The organism is Evansella vedderi (genome assembly GCF_030813435.1).
Lineage (GTDB): Bacteria > Bacillota > Bacilli > Bacillales > Salisediminibacteriaceae > Evansella > Evansella vedderi.
In genome coordinates this window covers 1-24,843 of record NZ_JAUSUG010000005.1, presented here as the reverse complement: position 1 = coordinate 24,843, position 24,843 = coordinate 1, and the positions used below count along the sequence as shown (strand labels likewise).

Sequence of the window (24,843 nt, the reverse complement as noted above, 5' to 3'; positions counted from 1 at the left end):
ATTTCACTTGTATGGAGATCTACCTTGAAAATATAGTTCCCGTGTTGCAGTTTGCACTCTCGAAGGAGTGAAAGGCGGCGACTCCAGCGACGAGCGAGGCTTCATGAAATAGCTACGAGTTGTCTCGACGGATATGCTACGAAGCAAAGCTTGCAGAGGAAGAGACACAGTTTTTCCCGAGGAGGCTGAGGCATTGCCCGCGGGAGCCAGGATGGCGACATTACGCCTGTAACGGATTCGAGAGACAATGTACAATTTTCATTCTCCATAGTGCAAATTTTAGAAGCAATCTAAATAAAGATAAAAATAATGATCCCTTGTAGTAAACCAATTAATCCTCCTATCATTGCTCCTAGTAAAGCGATCATTTTCAGTTCTCGTCCTGCGATAGACAGAAGCATGGCCTCTAGTCTTTGCAAGGGGAAACTATTAATTTGCTTACGAACAATGTCTTGAATTCCTAAGTGCTTCATGGCCGTTTTCAAATGTTTCTGTACAAGTTGGGTGACAGATTCGGTAATAATTGGCAGGAAGCTATTGACAATTATTTCCTCATAGCGAATCGCCCACTTATTTAACGGTTGTTCCCACTCACCGATAATTGGTGTTTCGTCTACAACTACCTTTACAAATCCATTGATTTTTTCCCCTACTACCGTCCTAGAAATGAAATTACTTGGGGTTTTCTCTAAAATAGCGTTCCACTCTTTTTGAAGCAAGTTATTAATCATTTCCTCCGTTCTCACATCTTGAAGCAATTTCGTCAACTCATTAGAAATGATCGAGGTAGGAGAAACCCGTTGGATCATTCGACCTAGAAGTCCACCCATGTTACCCTTTGAAGCGAAAAACTGAGTTACCATACGATCCATTTGCTCTTCCCCTTCTGGAGATTCAAGGTACTCTACACCCTTATTTAGGATCTTTTTTGATACAACAGGAATTTTCCCCTCTATTTTTTCCTTCCATTCCTGAGGAAGTAATTCTACTATCCGGTCATTCTCCTTGTCCTTCACAAGCGACCAGATTTTATTCCGTAAATCTGCTTCTAGTTTTTCCCTAGCATCCATAGTGGACCATTGGCCACCAACGTGTTCCCTTAACCAATCATCGACAGTCAATTCCTGATTTAGGAAGGAATGAAGCATTCCTTTTGCTCGATTACTTAATTCTTCAATAAAGGGTTGGTGAAAAATTTTTTGAGCAATTCCTTCAGGTGTCACTAAATGCTCTTCTACCATTTTTCCTAACTGTGCAGCAATCTGTTCCCGTCTTTTTGGGATAAGTCCAGGAGTGAATGGCAGTTTATAAGGACCTACATATATTACTCCATGAGGTCGGAACAGCATTCGAATAGCAATTATGTTCGTTCCTCCTCCTACAAACGACCCAATAACGATAAGAATAGCTATCCACAAAAATTGAAATTCCATTATTTTAATCACCTTTCTATTGTAAATGCACACCTTCCGCTCCTGACTCATAAGATACGGTATCGACAAATACCTAGTCTGGCAAATTTTATCATTAGCATTTTGATTTTATCAAAGGTTACAACTAGTTCCAATCTTTTAAGTTCTGTTACTAAATGAGGGCTGATTATGATAAATTTTACATTCTATATTTCACATATTCGTCTTAATGAAAAATTAAAAACGAATCAATTAATAATTCCCAATAAAATCGCGTCCATTTGGAAACTTCCTGCAAGAAAGTACGGTAAACTGAATTACCATTTTTTATCAAAGGAAGTAGAAATAGTAGTGGAACCACACTTGTCGGAATTTGAAATAGAGATGAACCCTCACTTATTATCACAGTTATATTTACCAGAAGAGGGAAAAATACAGTGCCAATACAGCAGCAAAGAAAACTCCTTTTATTTTGGACCTAGTGTGGGCATTGTTCTTGGGGATGTCCTAGAGAAAGGGGAAAGCCCTTTTGGTCCGTTAACAGCATATATTACAGATATGGCGAAAGCAGCAATTGAGCTATATTGTCCACTAATCGTTTTCTCATACAAAGAAGTGGAAGGCTCCTTTGTCCATGCCTTTATTTTTGAAGAAAACTCGTGGAAAAAGGGGTATTTCCCTTTGCCTCACGTCATTTATAACCGTATAGGTCGTAGAGATCAAGAAAGATCTGATAAGTGTCAGTTATTTTTTGAAAAGCTTACAGAAATGGGCATCCCTTATTTTAATGATCGTTTTCTCCATAAATGGCATACTTTTTCATTTTTTTTACAAGAGCCCACGTTAACACCATATTTACCAGAAACTCGTCAACTACAATCAAAGAAGGATCTTTTTTACATGCTTGAAAAATATCCCACCATTTATTTAAAACCTTTTTGGGGAAAAGAGGGTTCTGGGATAATCCGCATTCAAAAAGAAAAGGATCTTTTTATTATTACGTATCCAAATGACGATGGATGGCAAACAAAAAAAGAAGTAAACTTACCTGACCTATTTTTTACATTAAAGGGGAGGTTGAAGAAACGAAAATATTTAATACAGCAAGGGATAGACATGATGATCATGAATGAAGCACCAGTTGACTTCCGTGTCCTCTGTATAAAGGATACCAGTGGTTATTGGAGAACTTGTTCTGCTATAGGAAGAGTAGGCCAAAGGGAAAATATTGTTTCTAACCTTTCTAAAGGTGGCTCACAAAGAAAGGCATTGCTTATTTTAGAGGAATTAATGAGTAAAGAAAAAGCCCTTCAAGTGGAAAGGTTTCTCCACGAATTGTCTGTACATTGTGCTCAAGTACTTGATGCGGAAGCTGGCGGGCTATTCGGTGAGTTAGGATTTGACTTTATGGTTGATAAAAGGGAACATGTTTGGATATTAGAGGTAAATATTAAGCCTTCTAAAAGTGAATTTACTCAAAATGGGAACCAAACACCTCCCTCCATAAAGCTTCTGTTAACATTTGCAGCTTCATTAGCTGGATTTATTGATAAATAGAGAGGGTGTCAAGGTTGACCTCATTAGGGATTCTTCAATTTAATACTAATGAATATAACGAATACTTGAATAAAGTGGCAGCGGCTTCTACTAATAAAGGAATTGAAGTTATCCGATTTACTCCTTTTAACTACCATGAAAAATTAGAAAAAATAGATGGTATGAAATATGATAAAGTTCAGCAGCAATGGAAAGATGGGAGATTCCCTCTTCCTGAATATATATATGATCGAACTTTCTTTCCAAAAAATAAACTATTTAGAAAAGCTATGATCAAAAAAATAAATACTATTAAAAAGAAGACAATTTTTTTAGGTTCAGGACTTCCTAATAAATGGATTGTTTATCAATGGCTGCAACAAAATAATACGCTAAAAAAACACCTACCTCCAACTACCCTTCTTTCGAAAGCATCCTTACAAAGTTACTTAGAAACTTTTTCGAAGATTGTTTTAAAACCTATCTTCGGTTCAGGGGGCTATGGCTTTTATGTTGTTGAAATGACACCTGACCATTACCTAATTTCTAACGGAGTGAACACGGCGGAACATAGAGTGGATAAGGATATTCATGAGCTCTATGAATATATATACAGAAAGCTTATTTCCGAGGGTTATTTAATACAGCCTTACCTCCCCCTCAAAGTTAATAATTCCCCTTTCGATTTAAGGATAGTTGTTCAAAGGAATAGCGTTTCTAAGTGGAAGGTAGTGGGAAAAGGGTTTAGAATAGGTAAGAAAGGTACATTCCTTTCGAACCTTCAAACGGGAGGAGAAATTCGTTCTTCCATTCCAATATCGAAAAAAAAAGCAGAATATTTAAAAGAGAATATTGCTACAATCATTCGTCTAATTCCAAATCAATTGGAACGGTTTCATCAACCTCTATTTGAATTGGGAATCGATATAGGGATTAGCGAGGATGGACGCCTGTGGATATTAGAGGTTAATTCCAAACCAGGCTATCAAACAGTAATGAGAACTATAATGAAAGAGAAATACGACTCTATCTTTAATGGACCTATAGAGCTTGTAGAATCTCTCGAAAAAAAACGTCGGGAACAAAATGTCCTTTAATAATACTGTCTTATACATTTTCTTAAATAAGCTAGCATCAACTAAAGGAGTGAATCAATTTCATGCCTTATACTATCAATGTTAATCAAGTGGAATCGGATAAAAATGAAAATCAACTTTTTTTATCAAAGGAGCTGTTAACTCATTTAAAGCTTGAGGAAGGGGATGTAAAAACAGTTCAATTCGGCTCACGGGAAGTTAATTGTAGGATTTATTCAAAAAAACACTTAAGCTTTAAACATTGTGAATTTTCAAAGAAAGCTTGGGAAAACTTGTTTATCCCTTATCCCTTAACATTAACCTTAGATTATGTAGACAAGGAAAAGTTTTATTTCGGACCGATAATTGGTATTTTTACTGCAGGCTTTACGGGAAGTGTTTTAAGACCTGTAGGGGAAAGATCCTTTCTATTTGCAAAGTATATTCATGCTGCAAGTTTAAGTGGGTCTTTAGCAGTGATTTTCGGCTCCCATCATATAAACTGGGATGAGGGAATTATTGAAGGGTATTCTTTCTTAGAATCAGGCTGGCAAAAAGTAATCGTACCATTTCCTAATGTTATTTACGACAGATTGCCAAATCGGAGAACAGAAGCCCATCCAGCTTATTCAGAAGTTCGAGAAAAACTGCAAAATGACTATAACATACCGTGGTTCAACCCTGGTTTTTTTGATAAATCAGAGATTTACGACCGACTTATCCACGTTGACGAGGTAAAGCACCTCCTTCCTAAAACCATATCGGCTCCAACAAAGGAGGAAATTAAAGATTTTGTTCATGAATATAAACATGTCTATATTAAACCTAAAAACGGGAGTCTTGGCTTAGGTATTCATCAAATACACTATGATACCGGTGAGAAATTCTATTATTGTCGTTTCCGTGATAAAAAACGTAATCGATTAAGAAGATACGGTTCCCTGTCAAGATTATTAAAAACTCAATTTCCTAATGGCTTTAACCATTTAGTCATTCAAGAAGGTATTTCTTTATTAAAATATCAAAATAATCCAATAGATTTCCGAATTCATACAAATAAAGATGATCAGGGAATTTGGAAGATTAGTGCCATTGCTGCAAAGATTGCAGGTTCTGGCAGTGTCACAACCCATGTAAAAAGCGGCGGGCATGTAAAATCCGTACAAGAAATTTGGGAGGACTTAAATTTAAGCAAGGCCCTCCTTAGTGGATTGAAAAAAACAGCTCTATCCTTAAGTAAGGCAATCGATAAAACTACAGATGGGAACGTTGGCGAAATAGGTTTTGATCTAGGAATTGATCAAGAGGAGAAGGTTTGGATGTTTGAAGCCAATTCCAAGCCAGGACGTACGATCTTCTCTCACCCTAAACTAAAACGGGAGGACCAATTAACAAGGCAAATGCCAATGAGCTATGCAACTTATTTATATAAATCGACAATACAGGATATCAATTCTACAGAAGAGGCAACGGTATAATCGTTTTTTCTGGAGGTGGATGCTCCGTTGAAGAAAAATGTTGTTATTTTAACTGCTCCAAAAGAAAGACAGAAATTTTCTGGTGAAGTGGAGTATTATGAGCAACTTCTCACTTCCATTAGTGAACATGGGGGAATGGGATTTGTCCTACCTCTCCGTGAAGATAATATTTTATTTGAAGGATACTTCTGGAATAATTCTTTGAAGCAATGGCAAGAAGTGATCTGCCCGAAACCGCATATCGTCTATAATCGATATCCATATCGGGATGGGCCGGAAACTGAACCATTACGTGCTTATTTAAAACTGCTTGATCGTTGGGAAGTTCCTTACTTTAATAGCACATTTTTCAATAAACAAACCATTGCAAAGCTCTTCCAAGGTGATGTGTTCCTACAACATCACTTTCCTAGAACATTACCTTTAACAGGCAAAACAACTTTATACAACTTCCTGCAAAAACACCGTTCAATATTTTTAAAAGATGTGAATGGCTCACAAGGAAAGGGAATTTGGAAAATAAATCGTATTCAAAAAAAATATACGTTACATTCTCAGCAAAAGGTTTTTTCTAACCTAAACTTTCAGCAATTAGCTTATTTATTACAATCCATCATGAGGGAAAGGATAATACTCCTCCAGGAGACGATAGCAGGTATAACGGTTAATAACCATCCTTATGACTTCCGAGTATTAATGATTTTTGAAAATAATCAATGGAAGCTAGTTGGTATCGGTGTTCGGGGGGCCTCCCACGGAGGATACACTACTCATGTTCCCCAAGGGGGAGAAGTAATGTCCCTCCATGATGTTCCGGTTCGCCCAAACCCCTTTCATGTAAAAAGAATTGGAAAAAAAATTGGGGTACTGCTTCAAAACCACTATTCAAGTGTTCGAGAGTTTTCCTTTGACATTATAATGGATAACCACCAAAAATTATGGGTATTAGATGTAAATAGTAAGCCCATGTCTTTTGATGAAAAAAAGATTCAAGAAAGTCGATTAAAGATGCTCACAAATATCTTTTTAAACGACAGTTAATCCAAGGGACTGTGCCCTTCCATAGGAATGACCAGTCCCTTATTGTTATACTAAGGCTGTTTCACAAACTTTGTTGCTACTTGGAGGGGATCTCATGCTTACGCACTTTCACTATAAAGAAATTAAAAATAATCTAATTAATCAAGAATGGAGTTTTTCCTTTTACTACAAACAAAAAAAGTATTTAGGCAATTATTATAAAGACGGGACAATAAAATGGGACAACCCTTCTCCTAAAGAAGAAGACAAAAAATTCCTTGAAACTTGTGTCCACGATTTAATGTTGTTCCATGTTTATGAAAAGCATTAAGTTGGATAATTTCTCCTCGAAAATGAAACTATACTACTGAGGAGGGATGACGAATGAGAAAAGATTCTCAGCATGAAGGAAGAGACCGTGTAATGGTGGACGTAGACAGGATGACCAATGAAGGCTTGGCGGGGGGCCAAGACCATATAACCCATGGAAAACGACAAATTGATGAGGCTCAGGATTTTAAAAAAGAAGATCCTCCTTATCATACCGATGAGAATTAATTTTTTTAGAAAGAGGGTGTCTCTAGAGGATAAAAACATACCTTTGAGACACCCTTCTTCATTTTTAATAATTATTGAAACAAAAAGAATGATGGAATTAACCTTATTACTTTTATATAATGAGTACTATAAATTCTGTAAGAATATTGAAGGGCTATTGGGGAAAATCAAAGAAAACAATTTGCCCATGTTTTATAAAGGGGTAAGGTTTACATGTTAAATCGCTTAAAACAAAATTATAAGCACGCAATTATACATGACGTTAGCGTGTTATCAAAATCATACCAGCTAACAATTGCAGATGATATGGGAGATACCGTTACATTTGACAGGAGAAAATTATCCAAGGATGAAGTAAATCTCCTTGAAACGATATTCAAAGTAAAGGATGAACACATTTTTCATCCGAAATCAATGCTTGAAGAGGTTCTATATAACTGTTTAATTCTCAATGAAGAAATGGATACAGGGAAAGTTTCAAAGATACTTACTTTCCCATGCAGGTTTATTCATTTTAATTTTAAAGGCACCGTTGCGGATCAATCTGATTTTGAGGAAGCAATGAAAAACTTATTTTCATCCACTAATGACTTGTTGTGGATTTCTACTAATAAAGGAGTGCTTGTACAATTAATCGATGATCATTTCGAAGATGATGAAATAGAAGAGTCGTTGATAGATACAATCATGTCCGATTTTTTTGTTCAGCTTACTTTATACGTAGGATCACCTATTACAGAATTAGGTGAAATAAAGGAAAGGTTTCGTTGGGAATCTAAGGTTTTTGAGATGGCAAGGCCAGCTGCAACAGCAAAGAATTTATTTGTGGAACAGGATATCGTCCCTTATATTTTCTTGAAGGACTTGACAGAGGAAACGAAAAAAACAATCCTCCATTCACTTACTCCTGTATTAGATGACCGTACCCTATTAGACTCCGTTAAGGTTTATTTAGAATGTAATTTAAATACGAGCTTAGCGGCAAAAAAGATGTACATGCACCGTAATACACTCCAATACAGAGTAGATAAATTTATTGAAAAAACATCTATTGATATAAAACGTTTTCCTAATGCCGTTGCAGTCTACTTTATGTTCACAATGCTTGAACCAGCTAGAAGGGATGACTAGCTGCTTTCCTGCTCTATCGCCTACTTACTTGGGGCGATAGAGTTTCTTTTCTTGTAATCGTTTGCAGGTTGCACAAAAATCTAGTTTTTTTTTGTGCACTCTTACAATAGTTTTGTAACCCTTTACAAGTTACACTAAGACTATCAAATTAATTCAATCTTGAGCGTTTCAAATTCGTAACGTTCATAGAATAAGGAGTGGAAATCATGGCAGACATTACTTTTAAAGGTCTTTACAAAATTTATGATGGTGACGTAACAGCGGTTACAGATTTCAACCTTGATATTGAAGACAAAGAATTTATCGTATTCGTAGGTCCATCTGGTTGCGGTAAGTCTACTACACTACGTATGGTTGCAGGTCTTGAGGATATTTCTAAAGGAGAGCTATACATTGGTGATGAGCTAGTGAACGATGTAGCTCCTAAAGATCGTGACATCGCAATGGTATTCCAAAACTATGCACTATATCCACATATGAACGTTTACGATAACATGGCATTTGGTCTAAAGCTTCGTAAGTTCAAAAAAGATGAAATTGAAAAGCGTGTAAAAGAAGCAGCTAGAATTCTTGGTTTAACAGAAATGCTTGACCGTAAGCCAAAAGCAATGTCTGGTGGTCAGCGTCAGCGTGTGGCATTAGGTCGTGCAATCGTACGTAATCCTAAAGTATTCTTAATGGATGAGCCATTATCGAACCTTGATGCAAAGCTTCGTGTACAAATGCGTGCGGAAATTACAAAACTTCACCAACGTCTACAAACAACAACGATCTATGTAACGCACGACCAAACAGAGGCCATGACAATGGCGACACGTATCGTTGTTATGAAAGACGGATTAATTCAACAAGTAGGTCGTCCAAAGGATATTTATGATTATCCAGAAAACGTATTCGTAGGCGGATTCATTGGATCACCTTCTATGAACTTCCTAACTGGTACACTTAAAGATGGACACTTCCATGTAGGAGACCATAAAGTAAAAGTACCTGCTGGAAAATTAAAGCTTGTTGAGGCTTATAATAACAAAGAGATCATTTTAGGAATTCGTCCTGAGGACATCCATGATGAGCCTGTATTCCTAGAAGCATCTGAAAACTCACAGTTTGAAGCATACATCGATGTAGCAGAGCTTATGGGGGCAGAAACATTCCTATACTCTAAGGTAGGTAACCAAGACTTTATTGCACGTGTTGACTCACGTACAGACGTGAACAGCGGTGACACTTTAACAATGGCGTTCGACATGAACAAATGTCACTTCTTTGATCCTGAAACAGAATTACGTATTCGCTAATCTATAATAAAAAGGGGGAGTCAAAAGGTTTTAAAAAACCTTTATGACTCCCCCTTCTTCATTTGACTCTTTTCGTATAGATTGCTCCTGCGATTACTCGTCGCAATAAAAGAATGTTGCTTTTCCCACTGGAGTCACAAACTTTCGCTTCTCCAAGCTTTTTTAAAAAAGTAACAAAGTTGCGAAAGAGCCTTTATTTTTGTTCTTGGATTAATATAACGGAGTCATTATGACAGTTTTCACAATATAGAAGATGAGGACATGTTTCTTGTTGCAAGTCATTTTGTATTCCATCAAATAGTTTCATTGTATTTATTGGCATATAAGCACTATAATCATCAAAATAATCAAACCATCTTCCCTTGTCCTCCATTAAAGATCCACATGAAGGACAGTTTTGACTTATATTCTCAATACCATTACAAGCTGGACAATAACTCATTTTAGAGAGCCTCCAAGATACAAATTATATAATTTTAGGATTTATCAAATCCTTTAATGCTAGTCACTGTAATTTTGGAAATTAGGCTATTATTTGGTAGAATATAATGGTTAAAATCTAAAAAAGAGGATGGAGCTTGTCCATCCCCTATACAGCCATGTTATTCATTTAATTATTGTTGTTGCTGACCACTAAATTGTTGCTCAGCCATAGATACTAGACGCTTTGTGATTTCTCCACCAACAGATCCGTTAGCACGAGAAGTAGCATCAGCACCAAGTTGAACTCCAAACTCTTGTGCAATTTCATACTTCATTTGGTCAAGTGCTTGTTGTACACCAGGTACAAGAAGTTGATTGTTGTTGTTGCTTCTGTTGTTTGGCATGTTTCTCACCTCCTGACGTAACCATAGTATGAATCAAAAGAGCCCATGTATGTAAAAATCTCATTAACAATTTTTAGGTAAAAAATAAAAGGTTGCTAATAAAGGTTCTCTCCCTTATTATCAACCTTAAATATTTCTTAACTAATACCATTTATAAGAGGAGGCTCCGTTATAGCTTGAATGTCTTCAAAGCTTTCATTACCAAGAATCTCCTTTAGAACAAGACCTTTATCTGTCACATCAATAACTGCACGATCAGTAATAATTCTGTTTACCACCCCTTTACCTGTCAAAGGAAGGCTGCATTTATTTAAAATTTTCGGATCCCCATTTTTATTGACATGCTCCATAATGATTACGACTTTTTTTGCCCCATGGACAAGGTCCATTGCTCCGCCCATACCTTTAATCATTTTTCCTGGAATCATCCAGTTGGCTAAATCTCCATTGGCCGCAACTTCCATTGCTCCTAAAATGGCCACATCAATATGGCCGCCCCGAATCATTGCAAAGGATTCGGCACTGCTAAAATAGGATGCTCCTTTTACTGCGGTTACCGTTTCTTTTCCAGCATTAATTAGATCCGGATCTAATTCTTCTTCCGTTGGAAATGGGCCGATACCTAAGAGGCCATTTTCTGATTGAAGAATTACTTGCTTATTATCAGAAATATAATTTGCTACCATTGTAGGCATACCTATTCCTAAATTTACATAGTCCCCATCATAAATTTCCTTTTCTGCTCTTCGTGCAATTTTTTCTCTCAAAGCTTTCCTATCGACACTCATTTTTTCCCCTCCTCACCTTAAGATTGGGCTAATGTTTTTCGCTCAATTCGTTTCTCCTGTTTACCTATGATGAGTTTATTAACATATATGCTAGGAGTATGGATATGTTCTGGATTAAGATCTCCTGCCTCCACAAGGTTCTCCACTTCTGCAATGGTTACATTTCCTGCAGCAGCCATCATTGGATTAAAATTCTGGGCTGTTTTTCGATAAATAAGGTTTCCATGGCGGTCTCCTATATAGGCTCGAACGAGACTAAAGTCAGCCGTAATGGCACGTTCCAACAAATATTCTTTACCGTCAAAAACCCTTACTTCTTTCCCTTCTGCAATTTTCGTTCCTACTCCCGCTGGAGTATAAAAAGCTGATATGCCAGCACCTCCCGCCCGTATCCTTTCAGCAAGGGTACCTTGAGGAATAAGATCAACCTCTAACTCCCCAGCAAGAACTTGCCGTTCAAACTCTTTATTTTCACCTACATAGGATGCCATTATTTTTTTTATTTGCTTATTTTCTAATAAAAGACCTAAACCCCAGTCATCTACTCCACAATTATTGGAAATAACAGTTAAATCCTTTACCCCTGTTTCCCGTAAGCCTTTAATTAAATTTTCTGGAATACCACACAACCCAAATCCACCTACTAAAAGTGTCGATCCGTCTTTAATGTCTGCCACTGCATCAGTAAATGACGTTAATACCTCCTTCATCATTTCCCCTCCCATTCTTCGTAATAAAAATTACTTTTAAATAGATTAGCTGCAAAAGAAATATAATATGGCTTGGATCTGCTACAGGCGTAATGTCACCGACCTGGTTCCCCGCGGGCAACGCTTCAGCCTACTCTGGAAATCCACACTACGGTGTCTTCAGCCGTTGCTTTTCCCACTGGAGTCACCGCCTTTCGCTTCTCCAAGCTTTATAAAAAAGCAACAAAGTTTACGAAAACAGCCAAAAGATTACTCGAATATGTTACAAGTGGATTCTTGCCGTGAATCACATTTATACTGGGTAAACCGCGTGTTTCCGATGAGAAAACACTTGATACTTAGAAGAATAAATCTCAAAACGATCCACAAGGTTATTTCGAAGCTCATTAGCAGGTACTACATCATCAATAATTAATTCTGAAGCAAGACGATAAATATCAATATTTTCTTGATATTCTTTTCGTTTTTCTTGAATGAAAGCTGGTCGCTCCTCTATAGGTAAAGATTCAATTTTATTAGCATAGACAGCATTTACAGCAGCTTCTGGTCCCATGACAGCGATTTGAGCTGACGGCAGGGCAATACAGCAATCTGGTTCAAAGGCAGGTCCTGCCATGGCATATAATCCAGCACCATAAGCTTTTCGTACGATGACCGATATCTTTGGAACAGTAGCCTCGGACATAGCAGAAATCATTTTTGCACCGTGACGAATAATACCAGCCCTTTCCACTTTTGTTCCAATCATAAAACCAGGCACATCAGCTAAAAATAATAAAGGAATATGGAAGGCATCACAAAGGGTAATAAACCTTGCAGCTTTATCTGCTGAATCGTGAAATAATACTCCTCCCTTCTGTCTTGGTTGATTGGCAATAATACCTATTGGCCTTCCATCGATTCTTGCAAATCCTGTTATTAATTCTTTTGCGAAAAGTGCTTTTATTTCAAAAAAGCTATCTTCATCAATAATTCCGTCGATAAATTGATACATATCAAAGGAGGCGTTTTGATTTTCCGGAATGATTTCTTCCAATGATTTATCTAATTCCTTTGGTTCTACTGCTTCTGCAGATGGAGGTCGATTTAAATAATTCAACGGAAAGTAACTTAAATAGGCTTTTGCCTTTTCAATTGCTTCTTCTTCTGTGTTCACTAAGATGTCACCACAGCCTGAAACAGAGCAGTGCATCTTTGCTCCACCCATTTCTTCCAAAGAAACTTTTTCTCCAATGACCATTTCCGCCATCCTTGGCGATCCTAAATACATGGAAGCATTCCCATCTACCATCATGACTACGTCACAAAAGGCAGGAATATACGCACCTCCTGCAGCAGATGGTCCAAAAAGTATGCAAACTTGCGGGATTCTTCCTGATAATTTCACTTGATTGTAAAAAATACGTCCAGCCCCACGGCGGCCAGGGAACATTTCAATTTGGTCCGTAATTCTTGCACCAGCAGAATCCACTAAATAGATCAGTGGTACCTCCAGTTTTTCCGCTGTTTCTTGTATCCTAATAATCTTCTCCACGGTTCTGGAACCCCATGAACCAGCTTTAACAGTAGAGTCATTGGCCATTACACAAACCGTTCGACCAGCGACTTTACCAATAGCAGTAACCACGCCATCTGCCGGTAAACTTTCCTTTTGGCAGTTAGCGAATTTACCATCTTCTTTCCATTCACCATTATCAAATAATCTACCTAATCGATCCCGAACGAAAAGCTTCCCTTTTTTTTCATTAGCTTGATGATATTTAGTAGGGCCGCCCTTTTCAATTTCTGTAACAATTTCTTCCCAACGGTTTTCTCTACTCAATATAAACACCTCATTTATTCTCCAATTACTCTCCGGTATACACAGGTGACCGTTTTTCCTTAAAAGCAGTTAGCCCTTCTTTTCGATCCTTTGTTGGTATAGTTAATTCATATGCCTTTTCTTCTATGGATAAGCCTGTTTTTAAATCTACTTCGATCCCCTGGTTTATGGCGAACTTTGCCTGTTTTATTGCAATTGGTCCATTTTGTCCTATTTCATTGGCAAGTTTCGTCGCTTCCTCCAATAAAGAGTCTTGGGAAACTACTTTCAAGATCAGTCCCCACGATTCAGCAGTTTCTGCAGTTATTCTTTTCCCTGTATAAATCATTTCCTTTGCCCGCTGTGTACCTATTGCCCGTGGTAAACGCTGAGTACCTCCAGCCCCTGGGATAATTGCAAGGGTAGTTTCTGTTAATGCAAACTTAGCCTGATCCGACGCAAGTCTTAAATCACAGGCTAGGGCAAGCTCCAATCCACCTCCGATGGCTGAACCATTGATGGCTGCAATAACGGGGATAGGCATGTCCTCTACCATCTGGATGGTCTGACGTATTTTATTTACCGCTTGCCTCACTTGGGTCTCGTTCATATCTCTTCGTTCTTTGAGATCTGCACCAGCACAGAAAACATTATCTCCGTCACCAGTAATGATAATGGTGCGAATCGAAGGATCAAATTTCCATTGCTGAAATACAGTCATCATTTCATCAAGCAATGCTTGGGAAAGGGCATTGGCACTTCCTTTTCTCTTCAAAGTCAGATAGGCAATATGTCCCTTTATGGAAACATCCATATATTCCAAGATAGTTTTCACTCCTTTTGAACCATTTAAAGCTTCAGCTGGCGGCTTGGTAACGGCTTATCTATTATTTTTTCTATATATTTCGCTGCATTCATTAAACGGTCAAAGTCTATTCCTGTATCGATTTTCATTTCTTGAAGCATATGGAGAAGATCTTCTGTAGCTATATTTCCAGAAGCCCCTTTTGCATAAGGGCATCCCCCTAAACCTCCAACGGCACTATCAAATACTGTTATGCCCTTTGTCAAGCCAACTAAAGTATTTGCCAGAGCCATTCCCCTTGTATCATGGAGATGCAAAGCGAGGGAAGAGACTGAAAAGGTTTTCTCCAGCTCCGTCAAAACGGTTTCCATTTGTTGTGGATTGGCAACCCCTATCGTATCCCCTAAAGAAACTTCGTACACTCCCATTTCAAAAAGCTTGTTTGTAACCTTTTTTACAGAATGTAGGGGAACAACACCTTCATAGGGACAGCCAAACACGGTGGAAACATAACCACGAACCTTTTTACCTGCAGAAAGGGCTCCTTTCACTACTTCTTCTAGAACTGGAAATGTATTGTTAATAGACTTATTTATATTCTTCAAATTGTGAGTTTCACTCGCAGACATAAAGACAGAAATTTCATCTAGGTTTGCTGCTAACGCCTTTTCCAGCCCTTTACTGTTTGGCACTAAAGCTGCATAGGTTACGCCTTTTTTTCGCTTTATTTGGGCTGCTACGTCTACTGCGTCACAAAGGGCTGGGATCCACTTTGGGTGGACAAAGGAGGTAATTTCTATATAATTCATCCCCGTTTCACTAAGTTGGTTAATCCATTCCACCTTTGCCTCTGTGGAGATGAATTTCCTTTCATTTTGTAATCCATCCCTTGGACCCACTTCTTTGATTTGTACCTTGTTTGGTAAATCCATTAAAAATAAACTCTCCTTATTCACTCTTAAGTGTTATTAACACATCATCTTCATTTACAAAGCTTCCCTCTTCTACCTTTAACTCCTCCACAATTCCATCTGCTTCAGTGGTGATTGGTATTTCCATTTTCATAGATTCAAGGATAACTACTTCATCCCCAGCTTTCACTTCATCCCCTACTGCAACTTGTATTTTCCATACATTCCCCGCCATCGTTGCCCTAACTTCTTTCATCCTGTTTCCTCCCTTTCCTTTTGGGTAATAGGCTGTTTTTATGCAAACTTTGTTACTTTTTCAAATGCTTGGAGTAGCGCAAGGCGGCGACTATCCAAGCCACTGAGTTATTCTCCTAAAATCTTTTAGAAAACAGCCTTATAAGATTAATTTCCTTTTATATGACGATTAACAAAATCCGTTGTAGCTTTCCCGTCACGAAAAACAGCATTATTTAAAGAACTAATCAACATTGGAATATTCGTTTTTATTCCTTGAACGTTCGACTTTTCTAAGCAGTAAATAAGTAAATCGATAGCTTCTTCCCTTGTATTACCTTTCGAAATTACCTTTCCAATCATAGGATCGTAAAAGGGTGTAACTGTACTCCCTTCACTAACTCCAAAATCAAAGCGGATGTTTTCCATTTGTGGAAAGGACCATTTTTCTAGTTTTCCTGGTGATGGAAAAAATGTAACCGGATCCTCTGCATATATCCGAACCTCAACAGCATGACCTTGAATATCATTAACTGGAGGAAGTTCTTTTCCAGCAGCAATGTTTAACTGCCATTCCACAAGATCATGACCTGTGGTTTCCTCTGTAACAGGATGCTCCACCTGCAGACGTGTGTTCATTTCTAAAAAATATATATTTTCCTCTTCATCTACTAAAAACTCTACAGTACCTACATTGGTATATTGAATTGATTTTCCTGCCAAAACTGCAACGTTATATAACCTTTCCCTTCCTTCTTGGGATAAAAACGGGGAAGGTGCCTCTTCAATAATTTTTTGGTGCCGCCGTTGAATGGAACAATCCCTATCTCCTAGACAAACTACATTTCCATACATATCCCCTGCTAATTGGGCTTCAATATGTCTTGGATTTTCAATATATTTTTCAAGGTAGATATCTCCCGATCCAAAAAAAGTTTCTGATTTTTTCACAACAGAGGAAACGACCTTCATTATCTCATCCTCATGCTCCACCTTTTGCATCCCGATGCCTCCACCTCCGGAAGCGGCCTTTACCATAATGGGATAGCCAATTTGCCTCGCTGCTTTTATTACCGTTCTTTCATCCGTATCCCTTAAGGTTACACCTGGTATTACTGGAACACTGGCTTTTTCCATCCTCATTCTTGCTTCTATTTTATTTCCCATTTGCTGTATGACCTCTGCCTTTGGACCGATAAAGGAAATCCCTTTTTCTTCCACTCTCCTTGCAAAGGTGGCATTCTCTGATAGGAAACCATAGCCAGGGTGAATGGCATCCGCGTTTGTTTCTTCAGCAGCTTGAAGAATAGAATCCATATTTAAATAGCTTTCATTTACCCTGGGCCCTCCAATATTCACTGCTTCATCTGCCACTTTTACATGGAGACTCTCATGGTCTGCCTCTGAATAAACAGCAACCGTCCTAATTCCTAATCGTTTGCATGTTTTAATAATTCTTACTGCAATTTCCCCTCTATTTGCAATGAGTAATTTCTTAAACAAAAAGTTTCCCCCTATCTTGGACAGCCAATTTCTCGAGCAATAACCATACGTTGAATTTCAGATGTTCCTTCACCGATTTCTAGAAGCTTTGCGTCTCGCAGGAAACGCTCCACATGATATTCCCGCATGTATCCATAACCACCGTGAATTTGAATAGCTTGATTACATGCCCTTGTTGCTGCTTCCGAAGCGAATAGTTTAGCAAAAGCTGCTTCTTTCTTGAAAGGTTTTCCTTGGTCCTTTAACCAAGCTGCTTTATAGATCATGTTCTGTGCCAGCTCCAACTCCATAGCCATGTCCGCTAGTTTGAACTGGATGGCTTGGAAGCTTCCGATCGGTTTCCCGAACTGCTTTCTTTCTTTACTGTATTGGAGTGCTGCTTCATAGGCAGCTCTTCCCACACCAAGAGCTAATGCTGCGATAGAAATCCTACCTCCATCTAATGTATATAAAAATTGTCCGAATCCTTTATTTAGGTCGCCAAGTATATTTTCTTTTGGGACTCTTACATCTTCTAAAATGATTTCCGTCGTATCTGAAGCACGGACCCCCATTTTTTCATACTCCGCTCGAATGGTTAAACCTTTAGTGTCTGTAGGGACAATAAAAGCCGATATTTTCTTTTTACCTCTCTCATCCGTTCCGTTTACAGCTGTTATAATCACGGTTCTTGCAAAGCTAGCGTTGGTAATCCAGCACTTCTCTCCATTTATCACATAATAATCCCCATCTAAAACAGCTTTCGTCCGAGTTCCACCAGCATCTGAACCTGCATTTGGCTCCGTCAGTCCAAATGCACCTAAGCTTTCCCCTTTCGCTAAAGGAACAAGGTGCTCACGTTTTTGTTCTTCTGTTCCAAAATAAAATAGTGGTGCAGCACCTAGGGAAACTGCTGCAGCATAACTAAGCCCTGTACCGCCACATGCCTTTCCAATCTCCTCCACAGCTAAAATATAGGAAAGTGTATCCCCTCCTGCCCCCCCATATTCTTCAGGAAAAGGAATGCCTAATAGTCCAAGCTCCCCCATCTTTTTAAAGTTCTCAATTGGAAATTGTGACGTCCGATCTAGCTCCTCAGCTAGTGGTGCTATCTCCTTTTCTGCAAATTCCTTAACCATGTCCCGAATCATCAGTTGCTCTTTTGTAAATGAAAAATCCATTCATTTTCCCCCATTCTTTAACATGTAAAGGCTTACATTTCCATTCGAAATAAAAGGAAACAACCTGACCACTTTACTGACTGAGCATTCGTTCAGATTATCTCCAAGTAATTTAATTATAGGTAATATTTTCTGAATTGACAACGAATTTATAATATTTGTAACTTTGTGATGTGGTGAACAGTTTAATTTTTGGGATCATAGGTAGGTGGTGCTTATCCCTAAGTTAACTATATTTCTAATTGGGGAAAAAAATGACAGTTAGACGGAAGCTATCTTCTGTCTCTCCCATCTTTGCGTTTCATCAACCTAATTTGAATGTAAACGTCAATGCCTCGTTATCCATCCCTATCGATCCCGTACTATAAACCCAAAAGAACTCCTCATCTACATTAGACAAGGAGTTCAGAAACTCTTACATATTATATTAATCTACTACACATTCTCAAACATCCGTTCAATAGCTAGCTTAGCATCCTTTGCAATGGCAGCATCTACACGAATTTCGTTTACTGGTTGGCCCTTTTCAATTTGCTCTAAAGCCCAAACAAAATGCGGCAAGTCAATGCGGTTCATCGTTAAGCAAGGACACATTTCAGGATTTAAGGAAACAATATCCTTATCTGGGTGACTATCGATTAGTCGATTTACTAGATTCATCTCCGTACCGATGGCCCACTTGCTTCCTGCTGGTGCTTGCTCAATCGTCTCAATAATGTATTTTGTGGAACCGTCTAAATCTGAAGCTCGCACAACGTCATGGGTACACTCAGGATGAACTAATATTTTTCGGTCTGGCTCATTTGCACGAAGATCTTCCACATGCTCTAACCTAAAGTTTTCATGAACAGAGCAATGCCCCTTCCACAAAATCATCTTTACATCATCATGGGCGTCTCCTTCAAATTCATCTGTTCGAGGGTTCCAAACTACCATATCTGACAATGGGATCCCTAGATCAAATGCTGTGTTTCTACCTAAATGCTGATCTGGTAAAAATAAAATTCGTTTCTTCTGCCTAAAAGCCCATTTCAACATTTTTTCTGCATTGGAAGAGGTGACGGTTGCCCCACCATTTTTCCCAACAAATGCTTTAATTTCAGCAGTGGAGTTTACGTAAGTTAATGGGATAATCGTATCACCATAACGTTCCACAAGCTTCCCCCATGCCCGCTCTGTCTGCTCCATATTTGCCATATCCGCCATCGAACAGCCCGCACGCATATCTGGTAACACAACCGTTTGATTTTCCCCAGTTAAAATATCAGCCGTCTCGGCCATGAAATGTACACCACAAAATACAACGTATTCCGCTTCCTGATTTGCAGCAGAAATCTGTGCCAGCTGTAAGGAGTCTCCTGTAGCATCTGAAAATTGGATGACCTCATCCTTTTGATAATGATGCCCTGGAATAAATAAACGCTTACCTAATTTACTTTTGATTTCATTAACCCGGGCCTCCAACTCTAATGTGGATCGCTTTTTATATTCCTCTGGAATCGTTGCTTGTAAGCTTTCAAATAAATTGATTGTCCCCATGTTTTACTCCTCCAATCCCTTTATATCAAGACTGATGTCTAACGCTTTCACAGAATGTGTTAAGGCACCGATGGAAATATAATCTACGCCAGTTTTTCCATACTCCTCAACGGTCTCCATAGTAATGCCTCCAGAAACCTCGGTTATAATATGACTCGGTGTTTCCTTACACCACGCCATTGCTTCTTCCATCGTACAGTTATCAAACATTATAATATCTGCCTTTGCTTCAATGGCCTCCCTTAATGCTTCTAATGACTCCACCTCCACCTCAACCTTCATGGTGTGCCCTACATGATCTCGAACCCGTTTTACTGCATCGAGGATGGAACCGCATTGAGCAATATGATTATCTTTAATCATCACCGCATCATCCAACCGTAGTCGGTGATTAGATCCACCACCGCAAAATACTGCATGCTTTTCAAGCATCCTTAGTCCAGGAGTTGTCTTTCGAGTATCACAAACCTTTGTGTTGGAACCTGCTAGCTTCTCCGCAACCTTCGCTGTTAAGGTGGCAATTCCACTCATTCGCTGTACAAGATTTAATAAAACCCGTTCGGTTGATAATATATCAATGGTTGGACCTTCTACCTCTGCGATCACATCTCCCACGGAAACCTTGTCACCATCTTTTTTTAATAATGTTAAATGAATATCTTCCTCTAGTATTTTGTAGCCTTCCCTTAATACTATCTCTCCAGAAAAAACTCCGTCTTCTTTAGCTAAAAAAATAGCTTTGCTTCTTTCATTCGTAAACATGCTTTCCGAGGTTTTGTCCCCAAAACCTATATCCTCTTTATAAAAATGGAGTAATTGTTCCCTAAGTAATAGCTTGTTCATTGGATGCTCCCCTTCCTACTCGCTTTAATCTGATATCTGTCTCAAGCTCCCTCATTATTTGTTTTCCCAGCCATTTCCGTTTATCTTGAGTTGGGTAGTCTACACGAAAATGGGCTCCAATACTTTCTGTACGTTGATAAGCAGAGCTTGCCATTAACCAAGTGGTAATCAGCATATTAGAACACTGTATTTCCTCATTGGTCCACTGACTGCGGTCGTTGTTTATATGCAAATCTATTTGATTCGAACTCTCAAGCCAACGAATAAGTTCACCCATGTCAGCCCCATTCCTTTCCACTCCAAGGGCATAAGTGGCACGTTTCCGAATTTCCCCTTTCGTATGGTACGGATGCAATGAACTGTAGGAAGGTTTCCTGATGCCTCCCTTAACAAATCCCTTTTTGCCATTGAAGGAGGCTTGAGAATGTGTTTGTAAAATAAACTCTGCTGTTCTTTCGGAAAAGACAAGGGCTTCCAATAACGAGTTGCTGGCTAAGCGATTGGCTCCATGCACCCCTGTTCTGGCAACCTCACCAACGGCAAATAAACGTGGTATGGTTGTTCTTCCAACGGAATCTGTCATTACTCCCCCCATTAAAAAGTGAGCTCCAATGGTAACTGGAATTTTTCCCTCTTCTAATGGAATTTGTGAATTCTTACACATAGAATAGATCGCAGGAAAGCAATTTTCAAAGTCTTTAATAGGGTTTATATCTAAGTAAATTTGATTACCTTGTTTCGTTTCCTGTTCAATGACACGTGCAACCACATCTCTTGGAGCTAAATCCTTTAAGGGATGTTTTCCCTCCATAATGAATTTCCCACTGGAATCAACAAGCCTTGCCCCTTCTCCCCGAAGAGCTTCCGAGGCTAATCCAATGACTTTTCCATTGTATTTAATAAGGGTTGGATGGAATTGCATGAACTCCATGTCAGATATGGCTGCTCCCGCTCGGTAAGCCATGGCAATCCCATCACCAATAATCGTAGGATCATTGCTCGTTGCTTCAAAAATTCCACCGCAGCCACCTGTCGCTAGAATAGTAGCAGAAGCAAGGTATTCTCGAATTTCACCATCCCCATCCTTCGTTAGAACACCTTTGCATTCGCCCTCTTCCACGATGAAATCAATAACAGCTTCCTTTTCATAGATTAGAAGGTTTGATTGCATCGCTATTTGCTCGTGTAAAAAGGTCATCCAATGGAACCCTGTTTGATCGCCACCAGCATGCAGAATTCTACGTTTACGATGAGCACCTTCCATTCCAAGGGAGAAATCGCCATTTTTTTTGTCAAAGACCATACCTTGTTCGATCCACTTCTTCGTACGGACGACTCCTTCTTCAACAAGAATGGATACCATTTTGGAATCATTATGAAAACACCCTGCCTCCAGTGTATCTTGCAAATGATCAAATGGATGGTCCTGCTCATGAATTGCCGCTGCCATACCACCTTGGGCACGCCAAGAATTACCACCTGAGGAAAAGTTTTTTGTAAATAATTTCACATTCTTTTCTTTGGAAAGTCTTACGGCAGTAATGAGAGCAGCCATTCCCGATCCCACGATAATGACCTGTTTATCACTCATTTCGTTACACCCTTTTTTACATGTGTCTTGACACCTATATTTACATAAATTTAAACTAATGACAAGAGCATTTTTTTAAAAGGCATTCTAAAGGGGCGTAAATCTACATGTCTATGAAAATATTTACTAACGAAAATGAGGGATGATAATGATTTATTTAGACCATGCGGCAACAACACCCATGTCACAAAATGCTGTGGAAACGTTTGTGAAAGCGAGCACTGAATTCTTTGCAAATACTAACAGTTTACACGAGCAAGGGGAAAAGTCGAAGCTATTATTAAATCAATGTCGTAAAGAAATTGCGAATTTATTTCATGCAGATTCTCAAGAGATTTTTTTTACAAGTGGTGGATCAGAATCCAATTTAAGGGTGTTGGAATCCCTTTATTTAGGGAATAAATATAGAGGAAATCATGTGATAACAACGACGATGGAGCATCCCTCCGTCCATTCCTTTTTTCATAAATTAGAAAATAATGGGGTGAATGTAACATACGTAGGAGTGAATAATGATGGACAGGTTCGATTAAATGAATTAGAAGAAGCCATACGACCGGACACTATCTTAGCCTCTATACAACATGTGAACTCAGAAATAGGTACTATTCAACCGATGCAAGAGATTGGTAGTCTTCTAAAAAAGCACGATGTAATCTTTCACAGTGATTGTGTACAGTCCTTTGGAAAAATCCCTATTAATGTGGTAGAGTTTCAGCTTGATGCTCTCTCCATTTCTAGCCACAAAATCTACGGTCCTAAAGGAGTCGGTGCTGTCTTTTTATCCAAAAATGTGAAGTGGAAACCGGCGGATTTACTAACTACCCATGAAAGTGGTTTTCGACAGGGGACGTTAAATACACCAGGCATTGCCGCCTTTACAACGGCTGCACTGGATATGGAAAAGGAGCAGAAGGCAAACTTAGAGTATATGAGGGAACTCCGCCAACTGCTACTTGAACAGTTGTCACCTATATCCCATTTAATAAAAGTAGAAGGAGATATAGAAAATCAGCTCCCACATATTATCGGGATGGGAATACACGGATTGGAAGGGCAATACATGCTTCTCACATTGGATCGTCATGGGATATGTATTTCTACAGGTAGTGCATGTCAATCGGAAAAGCTAGAGCCATCCATAGCGATGAAAGCATTACACCGAACCTCACAAGAAGCCAAACGTTTTTTTCGAATTTCCATGGGAATTCATAATACCCGAGAGGATATACTAGAAACAGCTACTAGAATTGTAAATTGTGTATATGAGAAGGAGGGGAAAGTGATTGGAGAATAAGAAAAAATGGTATGGGGAAGAGCGGAGATATAAGATATTAAGTTTATTAAAGGAACGAAAAAAACCTCAAACAGGAAGTGCTTTAGCAGAAGAATTAAATGTAAGCCGGCAAGTTATTGTTCAAGATATTTCCCTGTTAAAGGCAAAGAACATCCCGATTATGGCAACAAGTCAAGGTTATATTTTGTCAGAAGGAGACGAGAAAACATTACCTTTTTCTCGAATTATTGCCTGTTATCACCCTCCAGAGCGAACAGAAGAAGAGCTAAATATTATAGTGGATCATGGGGTAACGGTAAAGGATGTAAAAATAGAACATCCTGTGTACGGAGACCTTACCTCCTCCATCATGGTGAGCAACAGAAAAGAAGTGAAGCAGTTCTTGGTAAGAATAAAGGAAACGAAAGCATCCTACTTATCAGAACTTACGGATGGAATTCATCTCCATACCCTTGAAGCGAAGTCAGAAGAAGATATAGATGATGCTGTGAAGGCATTAGGAGATGCCGGGTTTTTATTAAAGGAATAGAAGTCGACTCAAAAAACACTTTTGAGTCAACCTCTTACCAAAAGGTTAAAATATCCAATATCCCAATTAATATCATGATACTTCCGGCCACTCGCTGGACGATGAGGCCCACTTTTCTTCCTTTTTTCAACACCTTACCGCTTAGTCCTAAGTACCAGATTAATAAAATGGCAATGATAAAAGGAATCGACGTTCCAATGGCAAATAAACTTGGCAGTACTGCTCCATATGCAGTTGATAACGTCATTGGCATTAGCAACACGAAAAACAAGATAAACATGGTTGGGCAAAAGGCTAAGGAAAAACTAAAGCCCAGCATAAATGCTCCCCATTTTCCTTTTCTTTTCTTCTCTGTGGACTGCTGTTTCCAAAGACTCAGGGTCCACTTCATTTTAAATACACCTAACATATAAATTCCGATCAATATTAATATTGGTCCTATAACCTTTCGCATAGGCTCAAAAAATAGTGGTAGCTGCTGCTGAAACTCCTGTCCAAGATAGAACACAATGAATCCAAGACCTGAAAAAGCCACTATTTTTCCTAAAACGAAGAAAATAGTATTGGACCAAGAAATTCCTTTATTTAAGGATTGTGTCCCGTATAAAGTAATGGCACTAATATTACTTGAAAATTGACAAGGGGCCATTGCTCCAACTAAACCAATTAATAATGCAAAAATAATAGGAATGGATTCCATAGAATTCGCTGCATTCATAAAGGGTTCTCTCAAAAAGTAACTAATTTGCTCTACGTAATAATACATGGTGAATTCTCCTAATTTGTTATAGACTAT

25 protein-coding genes are annotated in these 24,843 nt (G+C 38.6%); 10 read left to right on the top strand and 15 right to left on the bottom strand.

Annotated features, from left to right (window positions below):
- Window positions 1–290: 290 nt before the first annotated feature.
- On the bottom strand, window positions 291–1,433 hold the full coding sequence (locus J2S74_RS07650; RefSeq protein WP_307323811.1) for a DUF445 domain-containing protein: 1,143 nt from the start codon (window positions 1,431–1,433) through the stop codon (window positions 291–293).
- 168 nt (window positions 1,434–1,601) lie between these two features.
- On the opposite strand from J2S74_RS07650, the gene J2S74_RS07645 reads away from it, so the two are divergent.
- The 8 genes from J2S74_RS07645 to J2S74_RS07610 all read left to right on the top strand — a co-directional run bounded on the left by J2S74_RS07645 (window position 1,602) and on the right by J2S74_RS07610 (window position 9,509).
- Entirely contained in the window at window positions 1,602–2,969 is a 1,368-nt protein-coding gene (locus tag J2S74_RS07645) for a YheC/YheD family endospore coat-associated protein (protein WP_307323808.1), read from the top strand.
- Between the two features lie 14 nt (window positions 2,970–2,983).
- Window positions 2,984–4,045 (top strand): YheC/YheD family endospore coat-associated protein, encoded by a 1,062-nt coding sequence (locus tag J2S74_RS07640; protein WP_307323804.1) that lies wholly within the window; start codon window positions 2,984–2,986, stop codon window positions 4,043–4,045.
- Between the two features lie 62 nt (window positions 4,046–4,107).
- Complete coding sequence (locus tag J2S74_RS07635) at window positions 4,108–5,502, top strand: YheC/YheD family endospore coat-associated protein (protein WP_307323801.1); 1,395 nt, start codon at window positions 4,108–4,110, stop codon at window positions 5,500–5,502.
- A gap of 27 nt (window positions 5,503–5,529) precedes the next feature.
- On the top strand, window positions 5,530–6,543 hold the full coding sequence (locus J2S74_RS07630) for a YheC/YheD family protein (protein WP_307323799.1): 1,014 nt from the start codon (window positions 5,530–5,532) through the stop codon (window positions 6,541–6,543).
- Between the two features lie 94 nt (window positions 6,544–6,637).
- On the top strand, window positions 6,638–6,853 hold the full coding sequence (locus J2S74_RS07625; protein ID WP_307323796.1) for a DUF5342 family protein: 216 nt from the start codon (window positions 6,638–6,640) through the stop codon (window positions 6,851–6,853).
- Between the two features lie 53 nt (window positions 6,854–6,906).
- Window positions 6,907–7,080, top strand: coding sequence for a hypothetical protein (locus J2S74_RS07620; protein ID WP_307323794.1), 174 nt, complete (start codon window positions 6,907–6,909; stop codon window positions 7,078–7,080).
- A 213-nt stretch (window positions 7,081–7,293) separates the two neighbouring features.
- Window positions 7,294–8,211 carry a PucR family transcriptional regulator gene (locus tag J2S74_RS07615; protein WP_307323792.1) on the top strand — a complete coding sequence of 306 codons (918 nt, stop codon included), beginning with the start codon at window positions 7,294–7,296 and terminating at the stop codon, window positions 8,209–8,211.
- A gap of 206 nt (window positions 8,212–8,417) precedes the next feature.
- The gene (locus tag J2S74_RS07610; RefSeq protein ID WP_307323790.1) at window positions 8,418–9,509 is read left to right on the top strand and encodes an ABC transporter ATP-binding protein; all 1,092 of its coding nucleotides are present in this window, start codon (window positions 8,418–8,420) and stop codon (window positions 9,507–9,509) included.
- 193 nt (window positions 9,510–9,702) lie between these two features.
- Here J2S74_RS07610 and J2S74_RS07605 read toward each other — a convergent pair whose 3' ends face one another.
- The 13 genes from J2S74_RS07605 to nadB form a co-directional block, all read right to left on the bottom strand.
- A complete protein-coding gene (locus tag J2S74_RS07605; RefSeq protein ID WP_307323788.1) occupies window positions 9,703–9,951 on the bottom strand; it encodes a hypothetical protein in 249 nt (82 codons plus the stop codon).
- A 172-nt stretch (window positions 9,952–10,123) separates the two neighbouring features.
- Window positions 10,124–10,336, bottom strand: coding sequence for an alpha/beta-type small acid-soluble spore protein (locus J2S74_RS07600; protein ID WP_307323786.1), 213 nt, complete (start codon window positions 10,334–10,336; stop codon window positions 10,124–10,126).
- A 137-nt stretch (window positions 10,337–10,473) separates the two neighbouring features.
- Entirely contained in the window at window positions 10,474–11,124 is a 651-nt protein-coding gene (locus tag J2S74_RS07595; protein ID WP_307323784.1) for a CoA transferase subunit B, read from the bottom strand.
- Window positions 11,125–11,141: 17 nt separating this feature from the next.
- Window positions 11,142–11,834, bottom strand: coding sequence for a CoA transferase subunit A (locus J2S74_RS07590; RefSeq protein WP_307323781.1), 693 nt, complete (start codon window positions 11,832–11,834; stop codon window positions 11,142–11,144).
- Between the two features lie 292 nt (window positions 11,835–12,126).
- Entirely contained in the window at window positions 12,127–13,656 is a 1,530-nt protein-coding gene (locus J2S74_RS07585; protein ID WP_370875983.1) for an acyl-CoA carboxylase subunit beta, read from the bottom strand.
- A gap of 25 nt (window positions 13,657–13,681) precedes the next feature.
- Entirely contained in the window at window positions 13,682–14,449 is a 768-nt protein-coding gene (locus J2S74_RS07580; protein WP_307324371.1) for an enoyl-CoA hydratase, read from the bottom strand.
- A gap of 35 nt (window positions 14,450–14,484) precedes the next feature.
- Window positions 14,485–15,372, bottom strand: coding sequence for a hydroxymethylglutaryl-CoA lyase (locus J2S74_RS07575; protein ID WP_307324368.1), 888 nt, complete (start codon window positions 15,370–15,372; stop codon window positions 14,485–14,487).
- Window positions 15,373–15,388: 16 nt separating this feature from the next.
- Entirely contained in the window at window positions 15,389–15,607 is a 219-nt protein-coding gene (locus J2S74_RS07570; protein WP_307323779.1) for an acetyl-CoA carboxylase biotin carboxyl carrier protein subunit, read from the bottom strand.
- Between the two features lie 146 nt (window positions 15,608–15,753).
- Window positions 15,754–17,088, bottom strand: a complete 1,335-nt coding sequence (locus tag J2S74_RS07565) for an acetyl-CoA carboxylase biotin carboxylase subunit (RefSeq protein ID WP_307323777.1) — start codon at window positions 17,086–17,088, stop codon at window positions 15,754–15,756.
- A gap of 11 nt (window positions 17,089–17,099) precedes the next feature.
- A complete protein-coding gene (locus J2S74_RS07560; RefSeq protein WP_307323775.1) occupies window positions 17,100–18,248 on the bottom strand; it encodes an acyl-CoA dehydrogenase family protein in 1,149 nt (382 codons plus the stop codon).
- Window positions 18,249–18,683: 435 nt separating this feature from the next.
- Complete coding sequence (gene nadA / locus J2S74_RS07555; RefSeq protein WP_307323773.1) at window positions 18,684–19,787, bottom strand: quinolinate synthase NadA; 1,104 nt, start codon at window positions 19,785–19,787, stop codon at window positions 18,684–18,686.
- A 3-nt stretch (window positions 19,788–19,790) separates the two neighbouring features.
- The gene (nadC, locus tag J2S74_RS07550; protein WP_307323772.1) at window positions 19,791–20,630 is read right to left on the bottom strand and encodes a carboxylating nicotinate-nucleotide diphosphorylase; all 840 of its coding nucleotides are present in this window, start codon (window positions 20,628–20,630) and stop codon (window positions 19,791–19,793) included.
- Entirely contained in the window at window positions 20,611–22,221 is a 1,611-nt protein-coding gene (gene nadB, locus J2S74_RS07545; protein WP_307323769.1) for an L-aspartate oxidase, read from the bottom strand. The genes nadC and nadB overlap by 20 nt, the downstream gene beginning before the upstream one ends.
- A gap of 148 nt (window positions 22,222–22,369) precedes the next feature.
- Between nadB and J2S74_RS07540 the strand changes: the two genes are divergently transcribed.
- Window positions 22,370–23,518: an IscS subfamily cysteine desulfurase gene (locus tag J2S74_RS07540; protein WP_307323766.1), complete on the top strand. Its 1,149-nt coding sequence runs from the start codon at window positions 22,370–22,372 to the stop codon at window positions 23,516–23,518.
- Window positions 23,508–24,047: a transcription repressor NadR gene (locus J2S74_RS07535; RefSeq protein ID WP_307323763.1), complete on the top strand. Its 540-nt coding sequence runs from the start codon at window positions 23,508–23,510 to the stop codon at window positions 24,045–24,047. Before J2S74_RS07540 ends, J2S74_RS07535 begins: the two co-directional genes overlap by 11 nt.
- A 34-nt stretch (window positions 24,048–24,081) precedes the next feature.
- On the opposite strand, the gene J2S74_RS07530 is transcribed toward J2S74_RS07535, so the two are convergent.
- Window positions 24,082–24,813, bottom strand: a complete 732-nt coding sequence (locus tag J2S74_RS07530; RefSeq protein ID WP_307324366.1) for an urease accessory protein UreH domain-containing protein — start codon at window positions 24,811–24,813, stop codon at window positions 24,082–24,084.
- Window positions 24,814–24,843 lie beyond the last annotated feature (30 nt).

Excerpts from the sequence above, each read along its gene's own strand:
- J2S74_RS07650 (WP_307323811.1), bottom strand. The coding sequence starts at position 1,433 with ATGGAATTTCAATTTTTGTGGATAGCTATTCTTATCGTTATTGGGTCG.
- J2S74_RS07645 (WP_307323808.1), top strand. The coding sequence starts at position 1,602 with ATGATAAATTTTACATTCTATATTTCACATATTCGTCTTAATGAAAAA.
- J2S74_RS07635 (WP_307323801.1), top strand. The coding sequence starts at position 4,108 with ATGCCTTATACTATCAATGTTAATCAAGTGGAATCGGATAAAAATGAA.
- J2S74_RS07625 (WP_307323796.1), top strand. The coding sequence starts at position 6,638 with ATGCTTACGCACTTTCACTATAAAGAAATTAAAAATAATCTAATTAAT.
- J2S74_RS07620 (WP_307323794.1), top strand. The coding sequence starts at position 6,907 with ATGAGAAAAGATTCTCAGCATGAAGGAAGAGACCGTGTAATGGTGGAC.
- J2S74_RS07615 (WP_307323792.1), top strand. The coding sequence starts at position 7,294 with ATGTTAAATCGCTTAAAACAAAATTATAAGCACGCAATTATACATGAC.
- J2S74_RS07610 (WP_307323790.1), top strand. The coding sequence starts at position 8,418 with ATGGCAGACATTACTTTTAAAGGTCTTTACAAAATTTATGATGGTGAC.
- J2S74_RS07605 (WP_307323788.1), bottom strand. The coding sequence starts at position 9,951 with ATGAGTTATTGTCCAGCTTGTAATGGTATTGAGAATATAAGTCAAAAC.
- J2S74_RS07600 (WP_307323786.1), bottom strand. The coding sequence starts at position 10,336 with ATGCCAAACAACAGAAGCAACAACAACAATCAACTTCTTGTACCTGGT.
- J2S74_RS07595 (WP_307323784.1), bottom strand. The coding sequence starts at position 11,124 with ATGAGTGTCGATAGGAAAGCTTTGAGAGAAAAAATTGCACGAAGAGCA.
- J2S74_RS07590 (WP_307323781.1), bottom strand. The coding sequence starts at position 11,834 with ATGAAGGAGGTATTAACGTCATTTACTGATGCAGTGGCAGACATTAAA.
- J2S74_RS07580 (WP_307324371.1), bottom strand. The coding sequence starts at position 14,449 with ATGGATGTTTCCATAAAGGGACATATTGCCTATCTGACTTTGAAGAGA.
- J2S74_RS07575 (WP_307324368.1), bottom strand. The coding sequence starts at position 15,372 with ATGGATTTACCAAACAAGGTACAAATCAAAGAAGTGGGTCCAAGGGAT.
- J2S74_RS07570 (WP_307323779.1), bottom strand. The coding sequence starts at position 15,607 with ATGAAAGAAGTTAGGGCAACGATGGCGGGGAATGTATGGAAAATACAA.
- J2S74_RS07560 (WP_307323775.1), bottom strand. The coding sequence starts at position 18,248 with ATGGATTTTTCATTTACAAAAGAGCAACTGATGATTCGGGACATGGTT.
- nadA (WP_307323773.1), bottom strand. The coding sequence starts at position 19,787 with ATGGGGACAATCAATTTATTTGAAAGCTTACAAGCAACGATTCCAGAG.
- nadC (WP_307323772.1), bottom strand. The coding sequence starts at position 20,630 with ATGAACAAGCTATTACTTAGGGAACAATTACTCCATTTTTATAAAGAG.
- nadB (WP_307323769.1), bottom strand. The coding sequence starts at position 22,221 with ATGAGTGATAAACAGGTCATTATCGTGGGATCGGGAATGGCTGCTCTC.
- J2S74_RS07540 (WP_307323766.1), top strand. The coding sequence starts at position 22,370 with ATGATTTATTTAGACCATGCGGCAACAACACCCATGTCACAAAATGCT.
- J2S74_RS07530 (WP_307324366.1), bottom strand. The coding sequence starts at position 24,813 with ATGTATTATTACGTAGAGCAAATTAGTTACTTTTTGAGAGAACCCTTT.